The 23,420-nt window shown below is 75.9% G+C and carries 26 protein-coding genes; 14 read left to right on the forward strand and 12 right to left on the reverse strand.

Going from position 1 to position 23,420, the window contains the following annotated elements:
* Window positions 1–290, forward strand: a 290-nt coding sequence (locus tag GD970_RS21785) for a hypothetical protein (RefSeq protein WP_193314981.1), incomplete at its 5' end; no start/stop codon positions are given.
* 6 nt (window positions 291–296) lie between these two features.
* Here GD970_RS21785 and GD970_RS17755 read toward each other — a convergent pair.
* A complete protein-coding gene (locus GD970_RS17755) occupies window positions 297–734 on the reverse strand; it encodes a hypothetical protein (RefSeq protein ID WP_152204241.1) in 438 nt (145 codons plus the stop codon).
* Between the two features lie 246 nt (window positions 735–980).
* On the opposite strand from GD970_RS17755, the gene GD970_RS17760 reads away from it, so the two are divergent.
* Complete coding sequence (locus GD970_RS17760; RefSeq protein WP_152204242.1) at window positions 981–1,229, forward strand: WhiB family transcriptional regulator; 249 nt, start codon at window positions 981–983, stop codon at window positions 1,227–1,229.
* Window positions 1,230–1,465: 236 nt separating this feature from the next.
* On the opposite strand, the gene GD970_RS17765 is transcribed toward GD970_RS17760, so the two are convergent.
* On the reverse strand, window positions 1,466–2,899 hold the full coding sequence (locus tag GD970_RS17765) for a sensor histidine kinase (protein ID WP_452179750.1): 1,434 nt from the start codon (window positions 2,897–2,899) through the stop codon (window positions 1,466–1,468).
* Between the two features lie 170 nt (window positions 2,900–3,069).
* Here GD970_RS17765 and GD970_RS17770 point away from each other — a divergent pair, with 170 nt between their 5' ends.
* Window positions 3,070–3,564, forward strand: coding sequence for a DUF2505 domain-containing protein (locus GD970_RS17770; protein WP_152204243.1), 495 nt, complete (start codon window positions 3,070–3,072; stop codon window positions 3,562–3,564).
* 99 nt (window positions 3,565–3,663) lie between these two features.
* On the opposite strand, the gene GD970_RS17775 is transcribed toward GD970_RS17770, so the two are convergent.
* On the reverse strand, window positions 3,664–7,227 hold the full coding sequence (locus GD970_RS17775) for a proline dehydrogenase family protein (RefSeq protein ID WP_152204244.1): 3,564 nt from the start codon (window positions 7,225–7,227) through the stop codon (window positions 3,664–3,666).
* 396 nt (window positions 7,228–7,623) lie between these two features.
* Window positions 7,624–9,066: a glucose-6-phosphate dehydrogenase gene (locus GD970_RS17780; protein WP_152204245.1), complete on the reverse strand. Its 1,443-nt coding sequence runs from the start codon at window positions 9,064–9,066 to the stop codon at window positions 7,624–7,626.
* A 93-nt stretch (window positions 9,067–9,159) separates the two neighbouring features.
* Between GD970_RS17780 and GD970_RS17785 the strand changes: the two genes are divergently transcribed.
* The 3 genes from GD970_RS17785 (at window position 9,160) to GD970_RS17795 (ending at window position 11,211) form a co-directional block, all read left to right on the forward strand.
* Window positions 9,160–9,636, forward strand: coding sequence for an OsmC family protein (locus GD970_RS17785; protein WP_152204246.1), 477 nt, complete (start codon window positions 9,160–9,162; stop codon window positions 9,634–9,636).
* Entirely contained in the window at window positions 9,633–10,352 is a 720-nt protein-coding gene (locus GD970_RS17790; protein WP_152204247.1) for a hypothetical protein, read from the forward strand. Before GD970_RS17785 ends, GD970_RS17790 begins: the two co-directional genes overlap by 4 nt.
* A gap of 61 nt (window positions 10,353–10,413) precedes the next feature.
* Window positions 10,414–11,211, forward strand: coding sequence for an aldo/keto reductase (locus GD970_RS17795; RefSeq protein ID WP_152204248.1), 798 nt, complete (start codon window positions 10,414–10,416; stop codon window positions 11,209–11,211).
* A 36-nt stretch (window positions 11,212–11,247) separates the two neighbouring features.
* On the opposite strand, the gene GD970_RS17800 is transcribed toward GD970_RS17795, so the two are convergent.
* The gene (locus GD970_RS17800; protein WP_152204249.1) at window positions 11,248–11,733 is read right to left on the reverse strand and encodes a flavodoxin domain-containing protein; all 486 of its coding nucleotides are present in this window, start codon (window positions 11,731–11,733) and stop codon (window positions 11,248–11,250) included.
* A gap of 139 nt (window positions 11,734–11,872) precedes the next feature.
* Between GD970_RS17800 and GD970_RS22335 the strand changes: the two genes are divergently transcribed.
* Together GD970_RS22335 and GD970_RS17810 are read left to right on the forward strand one after the other, a co-directional pair.
* Entirely contained in the window at window positions 11,873–12,040 is a 168-nt protein-coding gene (locus GD970_RS22335) for a TMEM175 family protein (RefSeq protein ID WP_211489812.1), read from the forward strand.
* The gene (locus GD970_RS17810; protein WP_152204250.1) at window positions 12,037–12,627 is read left to right on the forward strand and encodes a hypothetical protein; all 591 of its coding nucleotides are present in this window, start codon (window positions 12,037–12,039) and stop codon (window positions 12,625–12,627) included. Before GD970_RS22335 ends, GD970_RS17810 begins: the two co-directional genes overlap by 4 nt.
* A 19-nt stretch (window positions 12,628–12,646) precedes the next feature.
* Here the strand turns inward: GD970_RS17810 and GD970_RS17815 are convergent, their stop codons facing one another.
* From GD970_RS17815 to GD970_RS17830, 4 genes are all read right to left on the reverse strand, one after another.
* Window positions 12,647–13,123 carry a flavodoxin domain-containing protein gene (locus tag GD970_RS17815; protein ID WP_226925438.1) on the reverse strand — a complete coding sequence of 159 codons (477 nt, stop codon included), beginning with the start codon at window positions 13,121–13,123 and terminating at the stop codon, window positions 12,647–12,649.
* A 132-nt stretch (window positions 13,124–13,255) separates the two neighbouring features.
* Window positions 13,256–14,254: a zinc-dependent alcohol dehydrogenase family protein gene (locus GD970_RS17820; RefSeq protein ID WP_152204252.1), complete on the reverse strand. Its 999-nt coding sequence runs from the start codon at window positions 14,252–14,254 to the stop codon at window positions 13,256–13,258.
* Window positions 14,255–14,488 carry a DUF1918 domain-containing protein gene (locus tag GD970_RS17825; protein ID WP_226925435.1) on the reverse strand — a complete coding sequence of 78 codons (234 nt, stop codon included), beginning with the start codon at window positions 14,486–14,488 and terminating at the stop codon, window positions 14,255–14,257. It abuts the gene before it with no gap.
* 48 nt (window positions 14,489–14,536) lie between these two features.
* Window positions 14,537–15,055, reverse strand: coding sequence for a flavodoxin family protein (locus tag GD970_RS17830; protein ID WP_152204253.1), 519 nt, complete (start codon window positions 15,053–15,055; stop codon window positions 14,537–14,539).
* Window positions 15,056–15,201: 146 nt separating this feature from the next.
* Here GD970_RS17830 and GD970_RS17835 point away from each other — a divergent pair, with 146 nt between their 5' ends.
* Window positions 15,202–17,157, forward strand: coding sequence for a heavy metal translocating P-type ATPase (locus GD970_RS17835; protein ID WP_152204254.1), 1,956 nt, complete (start codon window positions 15,202–15,204; stop codon window positions 17,155–17,157).
* 60 nt (window positions 17,158–17,217) lie between these two features.
* Here GD970_RS17835 and GD970_RS17840 read toward each other — a convergent pair whose 3' ends face one another.
* On the reverse strand, window positions 17,218–18,546 hold the full coding sequence (locus tag GD970_RS17840) for a nicotinate phosphoribosyltransferase (RefSeq protein WP_152204255.1): 1,329 nt from the start codon (window positions 18,544–18,546) through the stop codon (window positions 17,218–17,220).
* Window positions 18,547–18,688: 142 nt separating this feature from the next.
* Complete coding sequence (locus GD970_RS22340; protein ID WP_226925436.1) at window positions 18,689–19,285, reverse strand: Hsp20/alpha crystallin family protein; 597 nt, start codon at window positions 19,283–19,285, stop codon at window positions 18,689–18,691.
* Between the two features lie 223 nt (window positions 19,286–19,508).
* Here GD970_RS22340 and GD970_RS17850 point away from each other — a divergent pair, with 223 nt between their 5' ends.
* Window positions 19,509–20,063, forward strand: coding sequence for an HdeD family acid-resistance protein (locus GD970_RS17850; RefSeq protein ID WP_152204256.1), 555 nt, complete (start codon window positions 19,509–19,511; stop codon window positions 20,061–20,063).
* 17 nt (window positions 20,064–20,080) lie between these two features.
* Here GD970_RS17850 and GD970_RS17855 read toward each other — a convergent pair whose 3' ends face one another.
* Complete coding sequence (locus GD970_RS17855; protein WP_152204257.1) at window positions 20,081–20,668, reverse strand: GNAT family N-acetyltransferase; 588 nt, start codon at window positions 20,666–20,668, stop codon at window positions 20,081–20,083.
* Between the two features lie 255 nt (window positions 20,669–20,923).
* On the opposite strand from GD970_RS17855, the gene GD970_RS17860 reads away from it, so the two are divergent.
* From GD970_RS17860 to GD970_RS17875, 4 genes are all read left to right on the forward strand, one after another.
* Window positions 20,924–21,370 (forward strand): Hsp20/alpha crystallin family protein, encoded by a 447-nt coding sequence (locus GD970_RS17860; protein ID WP_152204258.1) that lies wholly within the window; start codon window positions 20,924–20,926, stop codon window positions 21,368–21,370.
* Between the two features lie 89 nt (window positions 21,371–21,459).
* Window positions 21,460–21,921, forward strand: coding sequence for an Hsp20/alpha crystallin family protein (locus GD970_RS17865; protein ID WP_152204259.1), 462 nt, complete (start codon window positions 21,460–21,462; stop codon window positions 21,919–21,921).
* An 86-nt stretch (window positions 21,922–22,007) separates the two neighbouring features.
* Window positions 22,008–22,820 carry a thymidylate synthase gene (locus GD970_RS17870; protein WP_152204260.1) on the forward strand — a complete coding sequence of 271 codons (813 nt, stop codon included), beginning with the start codon at window positions 22,008–22,010 and terminating at the stop codon, window positions 22,818–22,820.
* On the forward strand, window positions 22,820–23,314 hold the full coding sequence (locus GD970_RS17875) for a dihydrofolate reductase (RefSeq protein WP_193314982.1): 495 nt from the start codon (window positions 22,820–22,822) through the stop codon (window positions 23,312–23,314). Before GD970_RS17870 ends, GD970_RS17875 begins: the two co-directional genes overlap by 1 nt.
* The last annotated feature ends 106 nt before the right edge of the window (window positions 23,315–23,420 follow it).

Genomic DNA, 23,420 nt, shown 5'->3' on the forward strand with positions numbered 1-23,420 from the left:
CGGGCGCGCTGGACGAGGCGGCGCCCGCGCTGCACGCCCACCCCGGCGCCGTCGTCGCGGCCGCCGGGATCGACGCCGTCTGCGCGGCCTACCGCGGGCCGCTGGCCACCTGGCGCGCCGGCGCCACCCTGCTGGTGCTGCGCCCGGCGGTGGTGCCCGCCGCCCAGCTCACCGCGGCCGACGTCGCCGCGGCGGCCGATCCCGTCCGGCCGTTCCACCCCGGGCGCGGCGCCGTCGTCGACCGTGGCGTCGTGGTGCCCGTCCAGGTGGCGCGGGTGTCCAGCGGGTGAGCCGGTTCAGGGCAGGAAGGAGGGCGTTCCGGTGTGGGAGGTGTAGTCGCGCGAGGAGGGCCAGAGCACCCCGACCACGACGCCGGCCGCGACGAGGACGAGGAGGACGACGAGGTAGATCGGCAGCGCGCCGGCGGTGGCGATGGCGACGAAGGCCTGGAGCAGCTGCCAGGTGATGACCGGCCCGCGCCCCCAGCGGCGCCGGCGCCACAGCGCCCGCCCGCCGGCGAGGAGCAGCAGGGCCAGGCCGACGAAGAACACCGCCATCGCGACGGTGGTGCTGACGTCGACGACGAGGCCGCGCACGACGTCCAGGAGGAAGGCCACCGCCATGCCGAGCAGCGCCGCGGCCTCGAGCACGACCGCGAGCAGCGCGGCGGCGAGCGGTGCGGGAACGGGCCTGTGGCCCTCGGAGGCGGCGGAGGCGTCGCGGGTCGAACTCACCCCACGAGCCTAGTCGGCGCGCCCGCGGCCGCCCGCGAGCCGCCGACCTGGGGCGATGCACGAGCCCCCAGAACATGTGACGAAGGCCACGTCCGTAACCTGATAGTCACTTGTCCGAAACCTCTTGTCGTCGCACCTTTGCCCGTGCCAACCTTGTGTCAGCCGCAGAACCCCCCAAGAAGTTGGGCCTTCGATTCCCCTTGCCGAGGACTCGGACCCCGACGCGTGCCCTGAAGGAGCCCCCGAATGGATTGGCGTCACCGCGCTGCCTGTCTCACCGAGGATCCGGAGCTGTTCTTCCCGATCGGGAACACCGGCCCCGCCCTCGCGCAGATCGAGGAGGCGAAGGCTGTGTGCGGCAAGTGCGAGGTGGTCGACACCTGCCTCAAGTGGGCGCTGGAGACGGGTCAGGACTCCGGCGTGTGGGGCGGCCTGAGCGAGGACGAGCGGCGCGCGCTCAAGCGGCGCACCGCCCGCGCCCGCCGCGCCGGCTGACCGCCGCACCGCACGACTGACCACGACGCCGCCGGGAGACCGGCGGCGTCGTCGTGTCTGCGGCCGCCGGTCGAGACTCGTCGCCCTGGGTCGGGCCGGCGCCCCTGCGGACGGGTGGCAACGGATAGCCGCGTCGCGACGGGCCCCGTCCGGAGTCAGCGCTCCCGGACCCCCGGCCGGAGTCAGCGCTCCCGGACCCCCGGCCGGAGTCAGCGCTCCCGGCCCCCCGGCCGGAGTCAGCGCTCCCGCTGGCGGGCCCGCAGGATCACCTCGGTGCCGCCGTCGGGCACCGGGCGCCATTCGATGGACCCGCCCAGCTCGCCGGTGACCAGGGTCTTGACGATCTGGGTCCCCAGCCCGGAGAGCACCTTGCCCTCCTCGATCCCCCGCCCGTCGTCGCGCACGCGGACCTCCAGGTCCGAGCCGTCCCGCTCGGCGTGCACCGTGACCGTTCCGCTGCGCCCGTGCAGGCCGTGCTCGACGGCGTTGGTCACCAGCTCGGTGAGCACCACCGCCAGCGTGGTCGCCGCCTCGGCGCCCACGAGGCCGAAGCTGCCCTCCACGACCGTGCGCACCGAGGAGTCCGGGGAGGCCACGTCGGCCGCCAGGCGCAGCACGCGGCCGAAGACCTCGTCGAAGTCGACCACCTCGTCGATGTTCTGCGAGAGCGTCTCGTGCACCAGGGCGATCGTGGAGACCCTGCGCTCGGCCTCCTCCAGGGCGTCCTTGGTCTCGGGGTTGTCCGAGCGGCGCGCCTGCAGGCGCAGCAGCGCCGAGACGGTCTGCAGGTTGTTCTTCACCCGGTGGTGGATCTCCCGGATGGTGGCGTCCTTGGTGATGAGCTCGCGCTCGCGCCGGCGCACCTCCGAGACGTCCCGGCACAGCAGCAGGGCGCCGCGCCGCTCCCCGCGGTCGGTCAGCGGGACCGCGCGCAGGCTCAGGGTCACCCCGCGGACCTCCACCTCGGTGCGCCAGGCGGCCCGTCCCATGACGACGACGGCCAGGGTCTCCTCCACCGAGGAGGACTCCTCGAGCAGCTGGGTGACGACCTCGGCGAGCACCTCCCCACGCAGCTGGCCGATGACCCCCAGCCGGTGGAAGTTGCTCACGGCGTTGGGGCTGGCGTAGATCACCCGGCCCTCGGCGTCCAGGCGCACCAGCCCGTCGCCCACGCGCGGGGCGCCGCGCCGGGACCCGGTGGGGGCGCCGGCCTGCGGGAACTCCCCGCGCGAGATCATCGCGCAGAGCATGTCCGCGATCTCGGTGTAGGAGATCTCCAGGCGCGAGGGCACCCGGGTGGCCGGCAGGCTGGACTCGCGGGTCATGACGCCGAGCGCGCGGCCCTCGTGCACGACCGGCACGAGCACCTCGCGCACCCCGTACGCGGTGCGCGACTGCTCGGCGCGCAGATGGATCCCGCCGTCGGCCATGGTCTGGCGCAGCAACTCCTGGCGCTGCTCGGGGATGCGGTGGCCGACGATGTCGTCGTAGTGGACGGTCGCGGCCGTCGAGGGACGGCAGTGGGCGGCCGCGACGAAGCCGCCGTCGCCGGTGGGCAGCCACAGCACCAGGTCGGCGAACGCCAGATCCGCCACGACCTGCCAGTCCCCGACGAGCTGATGGAGCCACTCGGTGTCCTGGGGCTCGAGGTCGACGGTCTCCGCGATCATGTTCGCCAGGGTGGGCACGCCCCCACCCTAGTGCCGCCGCCGCGGGCGGCCCGCCGCGCCCGCCACCGACCGACGGCCGGCGCCCGAATCGGTCCGCGGCGGCGGTTACCCTGTCGGGGTCCCGCCGGCGCCGCGCGTCGCGCCGGCGTCCACGACCCCGAAGGAGCACCGTGCACTTCTCTGCCACGTCCGACTACCCCGCCGACGCCACCACCGTCGCCGCGATGCTCGCGGACGAGGACTTCGCCCGCCGCCGCGCCGAGGCGACCGGGCCGCTGGAGCAGTCCACCGAGGTCACCCGCGACGGCGAGGCCTTCACGGTGACGACCAAGCTCAAGATGCCCACGACGATGGTCCCGCCCAAGTTCCGGTCCTTCGCCCCCAGCGCGCTCAACGTCACGCTGGTGGAGGCCTGGGCCGCCCCGGGCGCCGACGGCGCGCGCACGTCCACGTTCGACGTCGACATCCAGGGCGTGCCGGCCAAGGTGCGCGGCACGCAGAAGCTCGCCCCGTCGGCCGCGGGGAGCACGAAGACCTACGACGGCGAGGTCACGGCCTCGATCCCGCTCGTCGGCAAGAAGATGGAGCAGATGGCGGTCGCGGCCGTGGACAAGATCGTCCAGGTGGAGCGCCGCATCGCCCTGGAGTACCTCGCCGAGCACTGAGGCACCCCGGCGCGTCCGGCCACCGCGCGGGTCGGCCGGACGCGCCGCCTGGGGACGACGCGGCGCCTGGCGCGGTCGAACGCCCGGACGCGCCGCCCCTCAGCCCCGCTCGGGGGGCAGGTGCCCGAAGCGGTGCCGCGTGATCGAGAGCGCCTGCTCGCGCAGCACGGTGAGCAGCTCGCGCCGCCCCGTGGCCAGCACCGGCTGGGTCAGCAGGGACACCTCCTCCCCCGCGAGCGCGCCGGGCAGGGTCGCCGCCTCGTCGCCGATGACCCGGACCCGCCCGGTGACCTCGCCGCGACGCACGCGGCCGACGAACTGGTCCTCCGACTCCGCCGCGTCGACGTGCGCCGCCAGGCGGCGCAGGCCCAGGCGCGCCGGCTCCCCCGTGGCGTCGAGCGCCTTGAGGGCGTCGGAGAGCTCGCCGTGCAGGCTCACCCGGACCTCGCCGCCGGCCAGCTCGGCGGCGAGCAGGACGCGGACGAGCTCGACGGCGCTCGCCCCGGCCCCGGCGCGCACGGTCACCGGCACGGGCCGGTAGCGGAAGGTGTTCTCCTCGGCGCGCAGCCCGGTCCAGTCGACCTCCCGGCCGAGCTCCTCGGCCCACGCGGCGGCGTCGGAGGCGACCGCGGCGCGCAGCCAGGACCGGTCGGCCTGGGAGGTGATGAGCCCGGTGTAGTCGGCCAGGGCGCGGCGCACGTCGCGCACGGGCTCGGCCTGCCGGCCCGGGACGCCGTCGGCCTCCCAGGTGCCGAGCTGGGCGACGTAGTTCGGCCCGCCCGCCTTGGCGCCGGGGCCGACGGCGGAGTCCTTCCACCCGCCGAACGGCTGGCGCTGGACGATGGCGCCGGTGATGTGCCGGTTGACGTAGGCGTTGCCCACCTCGACGTGGTCGAGCCAGAAGGCGATCTCGTCCTCGTCGAGGGAGTGCAGCCCGCCGGTGAGGCCGAACGCGGTGGCGTTCTGCAGCGCCACGGCCTCCTCGAGGGTGCGCGCCCGCATGATCCCGAGCACCGGGCCGAAGCACTCGGTGAGGTGGAAGAACGAGCCCGGCGCCACGCCGTCCTTCAGCCCCGGCGACCACAGCCGGCCGGTGTCGTCCAGGCGGCGCGGCTCGACGAGCCAGGACTCCCCCGGCTCCAGCGTGGTCAGCGCGCGCTCGAGCTTGCCGGTGGGCGGCTCGATGACCGGTCCCATCGTCACGCCCAGGTCGTCGGGCCAGCCCACCCGCAGGGACCGCACGGCGTCGACGAGCTGGCGGCGCAGCCGCTCCGAGCGCCCGGCCGAGCCGACGAGGATGACCAGGGAGGCCGCCGAGCACTTCTGCCCCGCGTGGCCGAACGCGCTCTTGACGAGGTCCGCCACCGCCAGGTCGTAGTCCGCGGCGGGGGTGATGACCAGGGCGTTCTTGCCCGACGTCTCGGCGTACACCCGCGGGCCGCCGGGGCGGTCGGCCCGCCAGCGCTCGAACATCCGCGCGGTCTCGATCGCGCCGGTGAGCACGACGGTGTCGACGCCCGCGTGCGCCACCAGCGCCCGGCCGACCTCGCCCTCGTCGGTGCGCACCACCTGCAGCAGGTCCGTCGGCGCCCCGGCGGCCGTGAGCGCCGCCTGGACCGCCCCCGCGGCGACCTCGGTGCAGCCGGGGACGGCGTGGGCGGGCTTGATGACGACGGCGGAGCCGGCCGCGAGCGCGGCCAGCACCCCGCCGGTGGGGATGGCCACGGGGAAGTTCCACGGCGGCGTGACGAGGGTGAGCGTGGAGGGCGTGAAGGTGGCGCCGTCGGTGGACAGGTGCCCGGCGTCCGGGTCCAGCTCGGCGGCCCGGTCGGCGTAGTAGCGGGCGAAGTCGATCGCCTCGGAGACCTCGGGGTCGGCCTCGGCCACGGTCTTGCCGCCCTCGGCGGCCATGACGGTGACGAGCTCGCCGCGGCGGGCCTCGAGCTCGTCGGCGGCCGCGCGCAGGACGGCGGCGCGCTCGGCGCCGCTGCGCGCGGCCCAGCCCGGCTGGGCGGCGCGGCCGGCGGCGACCACCCGGTCCACCTCGGCTCGGGAGGCGAGCATCGGCGAGCTCGGCGGCGCGGGCCGGGCGGTGACCCGGTCGGCGGCCCAGGCCCGCACGGCGGGCAGCGCGGGGTCGGCGTCGGTGGTGTTGGCGAAGCGCTCCCCGGCGCGGGGGTGCTCGGGCGTGCGGCGCGGCGCGGCGGGCACGATCGCCATCGCGGCGACCGAGGCGCGGAACCGGGCCTCCTGGTCCGCCATCGCGCCCGCCGGCCCGGCCGCGTCGCCGCCCGCCACGCCGTCGCCGGCGCCGGCGAAGAGCGCGTGGAGGAAGTTCTGCGACTGGGAGTTCTCCTCCAGGCGGCGCACGAGGTAGGAGACGGCGACGTCGAAGTCCTCCGGCGCCACGACCGGGGTGTAGAGGATGACCGTGCCGACCGTGTCACGCACCGCGCGGGCCTGGGCCGGGGCCATGCCCTGGAGCATCTCGACGTCGAGAGAGCCGCCCACGCCGCGGTGCTCGGCGAGCAGGTGCGCCAGCGCCACGTCGTAGAGGTTGTGCGAGGCCACGCCCAGGCGCACCACGCCGGCGAGCTCGGGGCGCAGGGTCCGTTCGACCAGCCGCAGGTAGTTCGCGTCGACCGCCGCCTTGTCGGCGTAGGGCGCCTGCGCCCAGCCGTGCAGCTCGGCCTCGACGCGTTCCATCGACAGGTTCGCGCCCTTGACGAACCGGATCTTGATGCCCGCCCCGCCGCCCATGACCCGCTTCTCGGCGAAGGCGATGAGCCGCTCGAGGGCGGCGAGGGAGTCGGGCAGGTAGGCCTGCAGCACGATGCCCGCCTCGAGGTCGCGCAGCTCGGGCTCGGCCAGCAGCCGCGTGAACACCTCCACGGTCAGGTCCAGGTCGCGGTACTCCTCCATGTCGAGGTTGACGAAGGCGTGCGGCGAGCGGGCCCGGGCGGCCTCGTAGAGCGGGCGCAGGCGGCGCAGCACCCGCGCGCAGGTGCCCTCGGTGTCCCAGGTGGAGATCTGCGAGACGAGGGAGGAGACCTTGATGGAGACGTAGTCGACGTCCTCGCGGGCGAGCAGCGCGAGGGTGCGCTCGGTGCGGGCGGTCGCCTCGGCCTCGCCGAGCACGGCCTCGCCGAGGAGGTTGATGTTGAGCCGGAAGCCCTGTTCCTGGGCGCGGGCGAGGTGCTCGGCCAGGGCGGGGTCGTGGGCGTCGACGACCAGGTGGCCGACCAGCTGGCGCAGCCGCTTGCGGGCCAGCGGGACGACGACGCCAGGGGCCAGCCGCGCCACCTTGGCGCCCACGGCGAGCAGCGCCTGGTCGGTGGGGCGCAGGAAGCCCGCGGCGCCGGCCGAGACGCCCGCGAGCTCCTTGGCGGCCACCCGGGCGTCCTCCGGCCGGGCGACCCGGTCGACGAAGCGCACCGCGAGGTCGAGGCCCTCCGGGTCGCCGACGAGCCCGGCGAGCTGGGTGGTCGCGACGCGCTCGGCGTCGGTCTGCCCGGCCTCGGTGGCCGCCAGCCAGCGGCGGGCGAGGTCGACGGCGTCGTCCACCAGCGCCGCGACGTCGCCGGGCACGGCCACCCCCGCGGCGGGCGTCCGGCGCTGGGGCACGTCGTCGGCGGCGGAGGTGGGAACGTGCTGCGTGGTCATGTGGTGGCCTCCTCACCGGACGGGCGGCGAGGTTCGCCGCTGCCGACGGCCCGCGGGGTGTGCCGGCCGGGTCGGCGTGTCGTGTCCACGGTACTGGCCAACCTGCCACGTGCGCATGGGTGGGCGCACCCGCAGCGGGGCTCTCACCTGCGCTCTTACCGTGCGGGGCGGCCGCGGTCGGGGCGGGACGCGTGGTGCGTCTCGAGCCGCCCTCGTCGGGCGGGTCCGGTGGTGCGCCCTGGCTCGCCGTTGAGCCAGGTGCGTGACGTACGTTACACCCCCGAAACACGTGCGCGGTCCATCTTCGGACCGACCGTGCCCGCGCGGGCGCGGCGCCGGCGCGCCGTCGGGCTTGTGACGGCCGAAAAACCGTGCCGTTCCCGCCGGTGCGCCCCGTTACTCCCCGAGCATCCACCGGTGCGGCGCGGCGAGGCGGCGTGACTCCTCCGGCCCCCACGAGCCGGGCGCGTAGGGCAGCGGGGCGGGCCGGTCGGGGCCCTGCAGCGGCGCGAACGCGGTGAACGCGGCCCGCAGCCCCTCCGCCGTCGTGAACAGCGACCGGTCCCCCACGAGGGCGTCGTTGATGAGCGAGGCGTACGGCGAGAGCCCCTCCCCGCCGGGGACGTCGTCGAGGTTGAGGCGGGCGCGCCCGGAGGAGTAGGTGAGGTCCGGGCCCGGGGTCTTGACCGTGATGCCCAGCGCGACCTCGCCCTCGCCGGCGAAGTCGATCTCCACGGTGTTGGGCACCTTGAGCTCGTGGGCGAGCGGGCCGAACGGCGGGCGCAGCACGAGGGTGATGCGCTGTTGCTTGGTGGCCATCCGCTTGCCGGTGCGCAGCAGGAACGGCACGCCGCGCCAGCGCTCGGTGTCGATCCACAGGCGGGCGGCGACGAAGGTGTCCTGGGTGGAGTCGTCCGGCACGCCGGGGATCTCGCGGTAGCCGTCGAACTGCCCGAGGACGACGTCCTCCGCGGGGTCCAGCGGGTGGAAGGACTTCAGCACCGCCTCGCGCGCCTGCAGGACGCTGTTGGGGTCGCGCAGGTCCATCGGCGGCTCCATGGCCACCTGGCTGGCCACCTGGAAGAGGTGGGTCACCAGCATGTCGAGGGCCGCGCCGGTGGCCTCGTAGAACTTCGCGCGGTTGGCGACGTCGAGGTCCTCGGGCACGTCGATCTGCACCTGCTCGATGCTGGAGCGGTTCCACTCCGAGCCGAAGAGCTGGTTGGCGAAGCGCAGCACGTAGATCGTCTGCACCCCCTCCTTGCCGAGGAAGTGGTCGATGCGGAAGACCTGCTCCTCGGCGAGCACCTCCTTGACCAGGGCGTCGAGCTTCTCGAAGGACTCCAGCGAGGTGCCGTACGGCTTCTCGAAGATGACCCGGGCGCCGTCGGCGAGGTGGTGCGCGCCCAGCCCGCGGGTGATGGGGGCGAAGGCCACCGGCGGCACGGCGAGGAAGTGGATGACCACCGGCTCGGCGCCGGTCTCCCGGCGCAGCTCCTCGCGCGCCTCCTCCAGCACCCGGGGCAGCGTCCCGGGGCTGTCGGCCCCGAAGGTCCCGGCGCAGTAGCGGGCGTTGCCGCGGATCCGGTCCCAGTCGTCCGGCAGGCCGCCGTCGCGGCGGGCGACCGCCTCGTCGACGTGCCGGCGGAACCCCTCGTCGTCGAGCTCGTCCGCCGCGCAGCCGATGATCCGCCACGCCCGCGGCATGAGGCCGCGCTCGTGGACCTCGACGATGGCGGGCAGCACCATCCGCCCGGCGAGGTCGCCGGTGGCCCCGAACAGGACGATGATGGCGGCCTCGGGCAGCGGCTGGGTGGTCGACGACGGGGAGTGCGGCATGTCCGCAACCTACGCGGCCCCGGCGTGGCGAGCGCGCCGGGCCCCCGTCCCGTTGCGAGCGACGACGCCGCGGTGACGTGCGACGATCAGGCCATGACCGACGTCGACCCGGACCTGCAGTCCGCCGCCTCCCCCGACCTGGAGGCCACCCCCTCGCCGGCGCTGTGGGCGGAGCGCACCGGCACCCGGTCCTACACCGGGCGCAACACCCGCGGCGCCCAGGTGCTCATCGGGGACAGCAAGGACGAGGGTGTCTTCTCGCCCGGCGAGCTGCTGCAGATCGCGCTCGCGGCCTGCAGCGCCCTGTCCGCCGACCACCGCCTGGCGCACGCCCTGGGCCCCGACTTCCGTGCCGTCGTCGGGGTCTCGAACGCGAAGAACCAGGAGGAGAACCGCTACGAGTCGATGACGGTGGAGATCGTCACCGACCTGTCGGCCCTCGACGAGGCGACGCGGGCCAAGACGCTCGAGCGGGCGGAGCTGGCCATCGAGCGGCAGTGCACGGTCGGGCGCACCCTCGCCGCCGGCGCCTCGCACACCATCGTGTTCACCGACGAGGCGGCGGGATGAGCGCCGCCCGACGGGCGATCGGCACGACCGGCCCCGGGCGCGAGCAGGCCGGCGGGACGGAGGAGTCGATGCTCGAGCGGCTCCTCGACCGGGCCGTGCGCCGCTCCAAGGGCCACCAGGTCGCCCTCGAGCTGCGCCGGAAGAACCCGCACGCCGCCCCCGCCGAGCTCGTCCGCCTGCTCGAGCGGCGCTACCTGCGCCGCGCCGCCCTCCTGGGTGGCGGCGTCGGGGCGGCCGCGACCGTCCCGGCCGTGGGCACCGGCACCGCGGCGGTGCTCACCACCGGCCAGGTGGCCTCTTTCCTCATCTCCTCGGCGACCTTCGCCATGGCGGTGGCCACGGTCCACGGCGTGGAGGTCGACGACGTCGAGCGGCGCCGCACGCTCCTCGCCGCCTCGCTGCTGGGCGAGGAGGGCGCGGAGATGGTCACCGGGCAGGTCGGCCTGGGCACCCTGTACTGGGCCCGCACGGTGCTCACCAAGCTCCCGATCGCCCGGATCCGGGCGGTGAACAAGATGCTCACCCGCCGGCTCGTGCGCTTCGGCTTCGCCCGCGGCGGGGCGCTCGTGCTCGGGCGGCTCGTGCCGTTCGGCGTGGGCGCCGTCATCGGGTACGTGGGGACCCGGGGCATGGGCCAGAACGTCGTCGACGGCGTGCACGAGGCGTTCGGCCCGCCGCCGGCACGCTTCACCGCCGAGCTCGAGCGGGCCCGCTGACCGCGCCGTCCGGCCGGCCCGTCGCCGCGCCGGGCCCGCCCCGGTTCGGCACGATGGGCGGATGAGCGTTCCCGTCCCCGCCCTCCCCCTGCGCGCGCCCGGCGGCGCCGTCGAGATCCCCGTGCTGGGCCTGGGCACCTGGCAGGCGCGGGGGGCCGAGGCGTACGACGCCGTCCGGACCGCCCTGGACCTGGGCTTCCGCCACGTCGACACCGCGACGATGTACGCCAACGAGCGGGACGTGGGCCGGGCGCTGGCGGACTCGGGCGTGGACCGCGACGAGCTGTTCGTCACCACCAAGCTCCCGCCCGACCGGGCCGGGCAGGAGGCGGCGACCCTCGAGGCGTCCCTGCGGGCGCTGGGTCTGGAGCACGTGGACCTGTGGCTGGTGCACTGGCCGCCGCAGGGGCGGGCGCGGCCGGAGACCTGGGAGCGGTTCGTCGAGGCGCAGCAGGCGGGCAGGACCCGGGCGATCGGGGTGTCGAACTACTCCGCCGGGCAGATCGACGAGCTCGCCGCGGCGACGGGCGTGACCCCCGCGATCGACCAGATCCCGTGGAGCCCCCGGGACTACGACCCCGCCGTCGTCGACGCGCTCCGCTCCCGGTCGGTGGTGCTCGAGGGCTACAGCCCCTTCAAGCGGACCCCCATGTCCGACGCGACGCTGGTGGCCGTGGCCCACGCCCACGGCGTCACCCCGCAGCAGGTGGTCCTGCGCTGGCACGTCCAGCACGGCTTCGTCGTCATCCCCAAGTCCGTCACGCCCGCGCGCATCGCGCAGAACGCCGACGTGTTCGGCTTCGCGCTCACCGACGCGGAGATGGCGGCCCTGGACGGGCTCGGGCAGACCCGGCGCTGACCACCGGCACCCTCGGCGCGCGCGGGGCGCCCCCGCTCAGCTGCTCATCTCGGCAGCGATGTGCCGCGACCAGCGGGCGACGGCGTCCCAGTCGCGGAAGTCGCCCACGGGCGCGTGCAGCGCCCGGGCCACGGCCCGCTCGGCGTAGGCGAGCTTGTGCTTGTCCAGGCAGCCGGGGAAGACCGCGTGCCCGCGTGCTGAGGTCGTCACCATGACGGCGGAGATGTCGACGTCCTCGGAGGGCATCGGGGGGGCACCGAGCGGGCCGGAGGAGAACAGCCACACCTCGCGCGCGGCGAGGTCGGGGCCCAGGCGCTCGACGAAGTCGTACCCGCTCTTGAGCCACCGGCCGGCGTAGACGGCGCTGCCCAGGACGACGGCGTCGAAGGCGGTGACGTCGTCGACGTCCTCGACCCGCCGGTAGTCGACGTCGTGGCCCGCGTCGGCGAGGTGACGCGCGACCGTGCGGGCGATCTCCGCGGTGGATCCGTGCCGGCTGGCGGCCGTGACGAGAACCTTCATCGGCGAACCTCCTCGGTGCCGCTCCCAGCATCTCCCGGCGGCGAGGTCCGCGCCAGGGACCTGCCGGCGCCACGCGCGCCGGCGTCGGACGCTGAACGGACGTCTCGCCCCGCGCGCCGGCCAGGGGCATCCTCGAGTCGTGGAGAGCACCGCCAAGGGGGCCGGCGCCAGGGCCGCGGGGCGGCGGCTGCCCACGGGACGCCTCGAGGCGTTCTCCGACGGCGTCCTCGCCACCGCCATCAGCCTCCTCGTGCTCGAGATCGAGGTGCCGCCGGCGGCCCGTCACCGACCGCGGAGGGCGGCATGACCGGGCACGTCACCGGCGCCCCGCCCGCGAGACCGGGACACCGCCGAGGGCAGGACGCCGTGCGGCTGGCGATCCCGCTCGTCGCCGTGATGGTGATCCTCCTCGACGCCGCGGGACTGATGGCCGGGCGGGGCGTGCTCTGGACCGGCCTCTTCGCGCTGGCCGGTGCCGCCCTCCTCCTCCGCTTCCGGAGGCACCCCACCATGTGGTGGGCGGCCGCGGCCTCCGGGGCGCTGCTGGGGCTGGCGGTGGCGGAGGCCTGGGAGCACCTGGCTCTCCCCCCGCTGCCGGAGGCCGCGGCCGCGCTGGTGCTCGTGCTGACCGGCGCCGGGTTCTGGGCGGCCTTCGCCGGCACCCACCACCGCTGGCCGCTCGTCGCCGCCGGCGCCGGCCTGGCGGGGGCCGTGGTGCTCGGCCTGACCGGGCACCCGGACGCGGTGACGGCCCGCGACGTCCTCCTCGCCGTCGCGGCCGGTCTCGGGCTCATCACCGGGCTGGGCACGGCGGCCGCCACGCCGCTGCACCGACGTCGGGCATCGCGACGCGGGACGCCCCGGCGCCCACCGGGTGCGGCACCCACCCGGTGAGACGCCCGCCGCGGGTCGGTCAGAAGCCGGACGACGGCGCGGCTACGTCTCGCGCGATCTGCCGGGCCCAGTCCTCCACCTCGTCAAGGTCCCCCGTCTCCTCGCCGCCGGACAGCGGGGCTCCGGAGAAGGCATGGTGGTCGCGCGGGCGCAGCGCCTCGGCGATCTCCGCCAGGTCCAGCGGCCCCGCCGCCACGCCGTCGTCCGGCGCCTCGGGGACGGCGCCGGTCCACGCCGGTCCGTTGCTGAAGAGCCACACCGGGCGGTACACCAGCTCGTGCAGGTGGGCGCGGAGGAAGGCGACGGCCTCGGGATGCCAGCGGCCCAGGTGCACCGCCCCGCCGACCACGAACGCGTCGTACCCGGACAGGTCCCCGACCGTGGCCACCGGTCGCACGTCCACCACCTGCCCGGCCGCGCGCAGCACCTCCGCCACCCGGTCCGCGATGCCCCGCGTCGCCCCCTGCCTGCTCGCGTAGGCCACCAGCACCGGCATCTCGCTCACCCCTCCCCGGCGTCGCTGCGCGCCGGGCCCGCGGCGCGCCCACCACCCACGATGCCCGCCGCGGCCCGCACCTGGAGGGCAAACGCGCCACCGGCCTCGCCGGCCGTGCTCAGCCGCCGCCGATCAGGGCACCAGCACCGCCGCGCCCTCGTACGCGTCGGCGGCGAGGTCGGCCAGGGTGTCCGCGGCCGCGGACAGCGGCCGGACCGTCGTGGTCGGTCGCAGGTCCAGCGTGACCGCCAGGCGCAGCAGCTCCTCGCCGTCGACGCGGGTGTTGGCGGTGACGCTGCGGATCTCCTTCTCGTAGAACACCTCGCGCTCGTAGCTCAGGGGCGGGATGTCGGTGAGGTGGATGCCGGCGATGACGCAGATGCCGCCGCGGTCCAGGGCCCGCAGCGCGGGCGGGACGAGGGTGCCCACCGGCGCGAAGAGGATGACGGCGTCCAGCGGCTCGGGCGGCGCGGCGTCGGCGCCCACGGCCGAGGCCGCGCCCAGGTCGAGCGCCAGGCGCCGGGCCGCCGCGGAGCGGGTCATGACGTGGACGACGGCGCCCTGCCGGATCGCGACCTGGGCCACCAGGTGCGCCGACGCGCCGAAGCCGGACAGCCCCAGCCGCCCGCCGGGCGGCAGGCTCGCGCGCTTGAGGGCCCGGTAGCCGACGATGCCCGAGCACAGCAGCGGCGCCGCGGCGGCGGGAGGGACGCCGTCGGGGACGCGGTAGGCGTAGCGCTCGTCCACCACCGCCCGCTCCGCGAACCCGCCGTCGGCGTCCCACCCGGTGAAGCGGGCCGACGGGCACAGGTTCTCGCGCCCGGAGCGGCACCAGCGGCACCGGCCGCAGGTCTCGCGCAGCCACGCCACCCCCACGCGGTCGCCCACCGCGAACCGGGCGGCGCCGGGGCCGAGAGCGTCCACCCGGCCCACCACCTCGTGGCCGGGAACGGTACGGGGCCGGCGCGGGGCGAGGTCGCCCTCGGCCAGGTGCAGGTCGGTGCGGCACACCCCGCACGCCTCGACGGCGAGGCGCACCTGCCCGGGCCCGGGCTCGGGGTCGGGCAGCGCGGTCCACTCCAGCGGCCCCGTGGCGACCGGCCCGGGGCGGGCGACCACCCAGCCGCGCACTCAGTCCCCCCGCTGGTGCTCGAGGCCGGCGGCGGTGTGGATGACGGCGTCGGGCCCGGGGTAGACGAGCGAGACGTGCCCGGTGTCCGACCAGCGGACCAGGTACGGGGCCGTGCCGCCCGGGCCCCGGGCCTCCAGCACCTCGCCGTCGCGCTCGGGCCCGCCCACGTGCACCGCCTGGACGACGATCCGGTCCCCCGGCGCCGCCGCCGTCATCGCCGTCGCCCCGGGCACGCCCCGGCCGCCGTCATCGCCGTCGCCCCCGGCACCGCACCCGTCGCCTCACAGCTGCGGCTGGGCGGCGCGGCGGGCGAGGTCCTCGCCCCAGGCCCGGGCGCGCTCCCGCTCGCCGGTGCGCAGCGGGCCCTCGACCTCCTCGACGGTGAACCGCTCCGGCTCCCCCACCAGGGTGAAGCCGTGGCGGCGCAGCCCCCGGGCGATGCCGTGGGTGGCGCCGCCGGAGAGCGGGGAGGGCAGGTGGGTGTCGAAGGCGGCCGCGTGCCACTCCCCCTCCACCGCGGGCAGGGTGGCCAGCCACTCGCGCACCCCGTCGGGGATGTCGCCCTGGGTGCCGACCTCGGCCGGGTGCGCCCGCCCGCGGGTCCAGTGCCGGCTCATGCTCAGCACGTGGGTGGGCGCGCCGACCACGATGAGGTCCGCCGAGCGGACGACGTCCGGCGTCGCCTCGCCCACCTCCATCACCGTGGCCTCGGCGCCGGCCTCGCGGGCGCCCTCGGCGATCGCCTCGGCGACCGCGCGGGTCTGCCCGTAGTGCGTCTCGTACACGACAGCGACGTCCATCGGTCACCTCCGCCGGGGCCGGCGCCTGTGCCGGCCGTCGTCCTCATGGTCCCCCCACCGGCCGACGGCGGGAAGGGTCTTCGGGCCCCGGCGACCCGGGCCGGAAGGCCCTTCCCCTCCTCCTGGGGGCGGGTCATCCTGGCAGCATGGCCGGTCCCCTCTCTCCCCTGGTCCGGGCGACGCGCAGCTACCCGGTGGTGGCGGCGACCCTCGCCGTCGGCGCCGTCGGCGGCGTCCTCGAGCTGGCCGGCGCCGCCACGGCGGCCCGGGTGGTGCTCTCGGTGTTCGCCCTCGCCATCGCGCTGCGCCAGTCCCGCGGCATGGTGGCCGACCTGCGGGCGGGCACCTACGGCGTCGACCTCCTGGCCATCCTCGCCGTCGTCTCCACCGTCCTCGTCGGGGAGTACTGGGCGGCCCTGGTGGTCTGCCTCATGCTCTCCGGCGGCGAGGCGCTGGAGGACTACGCCGCCGGCCGCGCCCGGCGCGAGCTCTCCGACCTGCTGGCGCGCGTGCCGCGGGTGGCGCACCGCGTCCAGCCCGACGGCGGCTCCCTGGACGTGCCGATCGACGAGGTCGTCCCCGGCGACGAGCTGTGGGTCCGGCCCGGCGAGCTCGTCCCGGTCGACGGCGAGCTGCTCACCGTCGACGCCGCGTTCGACGAGTCCTCGCTGACCGGGGAGTCCCTGCCGGTGGAGCACCGCCGCGGCGACGCCCTGATGTCGGGCTCGGTCAACGGCGGCGAGGCCATCCGTGTCCGGGCCACCGCCACCGCCGCCCAGTCGCAGTACCAGGCGATCGTCGAGCTGGTGAAGGAGGCGCAGGCCTCCAAGGCGCCGTTCGTCCGGCTCGCGGACCGGGTGGCCGTGCCCTTCACCCTGGTCGCCCTGGGGATCGCGGCCGTGGCGTGGGCGGTCAGCGGCGAGGCGACCCGCTTCGCCGAGGTGCTCGTCGTCGCCACGCCGTGCCCGCTGATCATCGCCACGCCGGTGGCGTTCATGGCCGGCATGTCGCGGGCCGCCAAGACCGGGATCATCGTCAAGTCCGGGGGCACGCTGGAGCAGCTCTCCCGGGTGCGCACCGTCGCCTTCGACAAGACCGGCACGCTCACGCACGGCGCGCCGGTGGTCGCGGCGGTCCATCCGGCCCCGTCGTGGGGCGCCGAGGAGGTGCTGGCCCTGGCCGCGGCCGTGGAGCAGTACTCCGCGCACCCCCTCGCCGCGGCGATCGTCGCCGCCGCCCGCGAGCGCGCGCTGCCGGTCCCGGCGGCGCGCGACCCCGAGGAGCACACCGCCCACGGCGTGCGCGCCACGGTGGACGGGCGCGCCGTCGTCGTGGGCAAGGAGGGCTTCGTCCGGTCCGCGGCCCCCGGCGTCGCGCCCGCCCCGCTCGCCCCCGGCCAGACCGGGGTGTACGTGGGCGTGGACGGCGCCTACGCCGGCGCCGTGGCCCTGGCCGACGAGGTGCGGGCCGAGACCCCCGCCACCCTCGCCGCCCTGCACCGCAGCGGCGTCCGCTCGACCCTCATGCTCACCGGCGACGCCGAGCCCACCGCCCGGCACATCGCCGCCCAGATCGGCATCGACGACGTCCGGGCCGGGCTGCTCCCCCAGGACAAGGTCGACGCCGTCAGGGCGGTGACGGAGCGCCCGGTGATGATGGTCGGCGACGGCGTCAACGACGCCCCGGTGCTCGCCGTCGCCGACATCGGGGTGGCGATGGGCGCGAAGGGGTCGACGGCGGCCAGCGAGTCGGCGGACGTGGTGGTCATGCTCGACGACCTCGCGCGCACCGTCCGGGCGGTCCGGATCGGCCGGCGCACCCTGCGGGTGGCCTGGCAGGCCATCGGGCTGGGCGTGGGGCTGTCGGTGGCGCTCATGGTGGTGGCCGCCTTCGGGCTGCTGCCGGCCATCGTCGGGGCGTGGCTGCAGGAGGCGGTCGACCTGGCGTGCATCCTCTGGGCGCTGCTGGCCTCCCGTCCGGGCAAGGAGGAGCGCGCCGCGGAGGTCCTTCCCCTCACCCCCGCCCCGCTCCGGGTGCCCGCCGCCGGGCCCGGCGGCGGGGACCGCCCCGGGGTGCCCGCCGGCGGGCGCGGCCGGGAGTGACCGCTGCCCAGGCCGGCGCGGGGACGACCACCCCAGGCCGTCGACCGGCGGGCGCGGCCGCTACCCCGACGGCGGTGCCGAGGCGGCCCGGAGGCCCGCCCGCACCTCCTCGTGCAGCCGCCGCAGCCGGTCGCTGGTGACGCACGCGGCCGGGGCCGGGTCGCGCACCCGCTTCGCGTCGTCCGGCAGCCACGCCAGGTCCTGCTCCAGCCGGGCCCGGGCCTGGGCGAGCGTCGCGGCGGGGCGCAGGCGCCGGCCGTCCCGCACGACGGGCTCGAGCAGCGCCCGCGCGCCCGGCGGGCCCTCGTCGTCGCGGGTGGTCACCAGGTCCGCCGCGCCCGGGCGGCGCCAGACCTGCTTGGGTCCCGGCGGGTACCCCTTGCCGGCGGAGAGCTTCGTGATGGGGCGCGCGTCGTACTCCACGAGCTTGTAGGCCGAGTCCAGCGACGGCGCGTCCGCCGAGGTGCCCACGCGGGTGCCGACGGCGAAGACGTCCACCGGGGCGCCGGCGGCGGCCAGATCGTCCACCGCGAGCTCGTCCAGGCCGCCGCTGACGACGATGCGCACCGCGGGCAGCCCGGCGTCGTCGAGCAGGCGCCGGGCGAGCCGGGCCTCGGCGGCCAGGTCGCCGCTGTCGAGCCGGACGGCGGCCCGGTCGCCCAGCCCCCGCTCCCGGATGACCGCGGCCGCCGCCCGGACCCCGCCCGCGGTGTCGAAGGTGTCGACGAGGAACGTCGGGCTCGCCGGGAACGCCGCGGCGAAGGCCGCGAACGCGGCGCGCTCGTCGCCGACGGCCTGGACGTAGGAGTGCGCCATCGTGCCGGTGGCCGGCACGCCGAGCTCGTGGGCGGCCGCGACGTTGCTCGTGGCGGCGAACCCGGCGAGGGCGCCGGCGCGGGCCGCGGCGGCGGCCGCCTCGATGCCGTGGTCGCGGCGCAGGGAGAAGTCGACCACCGGCCGGCCCCGGGCCGCCAGGACGCACCGCACCGCCTTGCTCGCCAGCGCCGTCTGGTACGTGACGGCGTTGAGCAGCATGGACTCGGGCACCTGCGCCTCGGGCAGCGGCGCCGTGACCTCGAGGAGCGGCTCGTCCGCGAGGACCACGGCGCCCTCGGGCACGGCCCAGGCGTCCCCGGTGAAGCGCAGGCCGGCGAGCGGGGCGAAGGTGGCCTCGCCGGTGCCCAGCTGCTCCCCGAGCCAGCGGGTGTCGGCGTCGGTGACCTGCCAGGCGAGCAGCCGGTCCACCGCCTCGTCCAGCCCGGCCGCCACGAGGAAGCCGCGGCCGGCCGGCAGCTTGCGGGCGAACAGGCCGAAGGTCGCCGCCGCCGCCATCCCGCGGCGGCGGTAGACCGCCGCCATGGTCAGCTCGTATAGGTCGGTGACCAGCATCGCCCGTCCTTCCGCCCGCCTCCCGGCGGAGCCGCCCCGCCGGCGCTTCCCGGCGGGGCCGCCCCGCCGTCGTCAGCCGCGCTGGACGTCGATGCGCCGCGCCGTCGTCAGTCGCGCTGGACGTCGATGCGCCGCGCCGTCGTCAGCCGCGCTGGACGTCGATGCGCCGCGCCGACGGCTCCTCCGCCGGTATCGGCAGGCGCACCTCGAGCAGCCCGTCGCGGTAGCTGGCGGAGACGACGTCCGGGCTCGTGCCCTTGGGCAGGCGGATCTGCCGCTCGAACTGGCCGTAGCGGAACTCGCTGCGGTAGCTGTCGGCCTGCTTGTCCTCGGTGCGCTCCTGGCGCTGGGCCCGGATGGTCAGGACGCCCTCGTCGACCGTGACGTCGATGTCCTTCTCCGGGTCGACGCCGGGCAGCTCGGCGCGCACGACCAGCTGGTCGCCCTCTCGGACCTCCTCGACGCGGATCGGGACGCCGGCAGGGCGGCCGGCCTCGCGGAACGGCCAGCCCATCTCGCCGAAGGGCCAGTCCCACCGGGGCGGCCAGGCCCCCCACAGGTGCTCGGCGAGCTCCCGGGGCGACCAGCGCGCGGGGGCCATCTGCTGGCCCGTCTCCTGCTCCCGGCTCGTCTCCTCCTGGCCCTGCTGGGCGGCCGTGGGCTGCTGGCCGCCCTCGCCCTCGCCACCGCCGAGCGGGGGCTGCGGGGCGCCCGGAGGCTGTGCGGACTCCGTGCTCATCGCGATCCTCCTTGACCGGTCAAGCCGGGCCGAGGTGACCCGGCCCGTCTACCGTGCGCCCGCGTGAGGCCCCACGGCAAGGGCCGAAGGTCGCGCCCGTCCCAGGTACTCGCGCACGACGCCCGGGGCGTGGTGGACTGGCTCCAGGACGCCCCGCGCCGTCTCCGCGACGTGCCGGCGGCCGACCGGTCGCCGGCCGACTCGAGGGAATTGGGGGAAGATCATGGCGACCACCTCAGAGCGACGCCGCACCGCCGGGGACGTCGTTCTCGGCATCTTGCTGCTCCTCGCCGGTCTCTTCGTGCTTGGCAACGCCGTGCTGGCGACGAAGGCGTCCATCCTGCTGCTCGGCTGGATCGCCGTGTGCGCCGGGCTCGCGCTCTTCCTCGGCGCCTTCTTCTGGATCGGTTCGGGCCGGTTCTGGTCGGCGGCGCTCGGCGGGGCCCTCCTCGTGGTGCTGGGCGTCTTCACGCTCCGCAACCCCGCGATCGGCGCGGCGACCCTCACGCTGCTGGCCGGCTCGCTGTTCCTCGCCGGTGGGCTCGTGCGGATCGTCTTCGCCTTCCAGATGGCCGAGGCGCGCTGGCTCCTGCTCGTCAGCGGGATCATCTCGGTGCTGCTCGGGCTCTACGTCCTGTTCAACCTCGGCACCGCCTCGCTCGCGCTGCTCGGTGTGCTCATCGGCATCCAGATCCTCGTCGAGGGCCTCACGATGCTCGTGGCGGGACGGGTGCGCAGCGCCCCCGCCACCGGGATGCGGCTGGGCGCGGCGACCTGAGGGCCGGCCGGGCGCGGTCAACCGCGCCGGCCGGCGCGCCACTCGGGCGCGAGCACCGCCATGCGGATCATGTCGACGCGCCGGCCGTCGAAGAGCAGCGCCTCGCGGTCCACCCCTTCGACGACGAAGCCGGCCTTCTCGTACACGTGCCGGGCCCGGGGGTTGAAGGCGTAGACCCCCAGCGAGACCCGGTGCAGCCCCACATCCTCGAAGGCGTAGCGGAGCAGGAGGGTCGTCGCCTCGGTGCCCAGCCCGCGCCCGCGGCCGTCGGGGCCGAGAAGGATCCGGAAGTTGCAGGCGGCGTTGGCGGGCTCCCACTCGTTGAGCACCACCTCGCCGACGCACCGCCCGCTCGTCCGGTCCTCGACGGCCAGGTCGAGCCGGTCCTCCTGCGCGCCACGGGTGGAGTACCAGGCGGCGAGGTCGCCGAACCGCCCGTCGTCCGCCTCCGCCTCGGCGGTGCTGGACGCGCTGCCGGTGAGGATGCGCACCTCGGGGTCGGCGATCGCAGCGGCCATCGCCGCGACGTCGTCGTCGCGGAAGGGCCGCAGGGTCACGCGTGTGCCGGTCAGTGTCGGCTTGGCGGAGAAGGGGGTTCCGGTCATGGGGGGCGATCCTGCCGGAGCCGCCCGCCGCGGGCCAAGAATGCCCGGCGGAGGCACCCGCAAACCGCACGACCGCAACGAAAACCCCGTGGTTGAGCCCGAAAGGCTCAACTTTTACGCCGAGAGCGATCTACCGCTAGCACTCTCGGGGTGTGAGTGCTAAAACGGATGCCAACGAGGCCGTCGGCCCCGGCGGGATGCCGGCCGACGGAGGCGGCCCGGAAGGTCCGGGCCGCAAGGAGTGAGGTGGTACTGATGGCTACCCGTTACGACCCCTTCCGGGAGATGGACCGCTGGCTGTCGAACGCGCGCCAGGTCCCCGCGACCCCCGGCATGCCCCTGGACCTCTACCGCCAGGGTGAGGCCTTCGTCGCCAAGGTGGACCTGCCCGGCGTCGACCCCGCGACGATCGACATCGACGTGGAGGACCGCACCCTGACCATCCGCGCCGAGCGCCGCCGCGAGGAGGCGGAGGACCTCCAGTGGCTGACCCACGAGCGCCCCGCCGGCACCTTCGCCCGGCAGCTCTCGCTGGGCCAGGGGCTGGCGCTGGACCGGATCGAGGCCGGCTACGCCGACGGCGTGCTCACGCTGACCATCCCGGTCGCCGAGGAGGCCAAGCCCCGCAAGATCCAGGTCTCCCACACCGGCCGGCCCGCCGGCGTCGAGACCGGGTCCGGCGAGGAGACCGCGTCGGTCTGACCCGCAGGAGCAGTGACAGGACAGGACTCGTCCCGGCCCGCCCGGGACCGGCCCGGTACCCCCGGGCCGTCGATCTGGAGGTGAGACAGATGCGTACCGACCCGTTCCGCGAGATGGACCGCCTGCTGGACACCGTGCTGCGCCAGGCTCCGACGACGCACCCGATGCCGATGGACCTCTACCGCCACGGCGACGCGTTCGTCGCGAAGATCGACCTGCCGGGCGTGCGCCCGGAGAGCCTCGACCTCGACGCCGAGGAGCGCACCCTGACGGTGCGCGCCGAGCGCGCGGACGACGTCGCCGAGGACGTGCAGTGGCTCTCCCGCGAGCGCCCCACGGGTACCTTCGCCCGCCAGCTCACCCTCGGCCCGCGGGTGGACGCCGACCACATCGACGCCACCTACGCCGACGGCGTGCTGACGCTCACGCTGCCCGTCGCCGCGGAGGCCAAGCCGCGCAAGATCCAGGTCGCCCACAGCGGCGGCGAGACGAGCCTGGAGCAGGGCTCCGCGCGCACGATCGAGGGCACGGCGAGCGGCGCCGCCGGCTGACGGCACGCGAGCGGCCGGGCGGGTCCCGTCCCGCCCGGCCGTCGCGCTGTCCGCGAGCAGCTCGCCGCTCCGCCTACGATGCACCCGTGACCCTCGAGCCCCGCGTCAACACCGCCTACGAGGACCTGCTCCGCCACGTCCTGGAGAACGGCACCCCCAAGAGCGACCGCACCGGCACCGGGACCCGCAGCGTCTTCGGCCACCAGATGCGCTTCCCGCTGAGCGAGGGGTTCCCGCTCGTCACCACCAAGCGCGTGTTCCTGCGCGGGGTGGCCGAGGAGCTGTTCTGGTTCCTGCGCGGGGAGCACAACGCCCGCCCGCTGCAGGACAAGGGCGTGCACATCTGGGACGAGTGGGCCGGGCCCGACGGCGAGCTCGGGCCGGTCTACGGGGTGCAGTGGCGCACGTGGCCGACGCCGGACGGACGCCACATCGACCAGGTCCAGCAGGTGCTCGACACCCTGCGGTCCAACCCCGACTCCCGCCGCATGATCGTCTCGGCCTGGAACGTGGCCGACCTGGACCAGATGGCGCTCATGCCCTGCCACGCGCTGTTCCAGTTCTACGTGGCCGAGGGACGGCTCTCCTGCCAGCTCTACCAGCGCAGCGCCGACCTCTTCCTCGGCGTGCCGTTCAACATCGCCTCCTACGCGCTGCTCACGCACATGATCGCCCAGCAGGTGGGCCTCGACGTGGGCGACTTCGTCTGGACCGGCGGGGACTGCCACATCTACGACAACCACGTCGAGCAGGTGACCGAGCAGCTCGCCCGCGAGCCCTACCCCTTCCCCACCCTCGAGCTGCGCCGGGCGCCGTCGCTGTTCGACTACACCTTCGACGACGTCGAGGTGGTCGGCTACCGCCACCACCCGGCCATCAAGGCGCCGGTGGCGGTGTGATGCTCGGGATGATCTGGGCCCAGGCCCACGACCGCGTCATCGGCGCCGACGGCGGCATGCCGTGGCACCTGCCCGAGGACCTCGCCCACTTCAAGCGCACCACCTCCGGCTCCGCCGTCGTCATGGGCCGGGCCACCTGGGACGCCCTGGACCCGCGGTTCCGGCCGCTGCCGGGCCGGCGCAACGTCGTCCTCACCCGTCAGGAGCGGTTCGCCGCCGAGGGCGCCGACGTCGTCGGCTCCCTCGAGGAGGCCCTCCGCCTCGCCGGCGACGACGGCTGGGTCATCGGCGGCGGGCAGATCCTCGTCGAGGCGCTCCCCCGGGCCGACCGGCTCGTCGTCACCGACATCGACCTCGCCGTCGACGGCGACGCCCGGGCCCCGGCGATCGACGACACCGTGTGGGAGATCGAGTCCGCCGATCCCGACCGTGGCTGGCACACCTCGCGCACCGGGCTGCGCTACCGCATCACCGCGTACCGCCGGCGCGGCTGAGCACCCCGGCGGGCTGAGCACCCCAGCGGGGCTGAGCCCCGCGTCGCGGCTGAGCCCCGCGTCGCGGCCGGGCCCCGCGGCGCGGCGCAGTCGCGCGGCACGGCCG

It is taken from the genome of Georgenia thermotolerans, from assembly GCF_009193185.1.
Classification (GTDB): domain Bacteria; phylum Actinomycetota; class Actinomycetes; order Actinomycetales; family Actinomycetaceae; genus Georgenia; species Georgenia thermotolerans.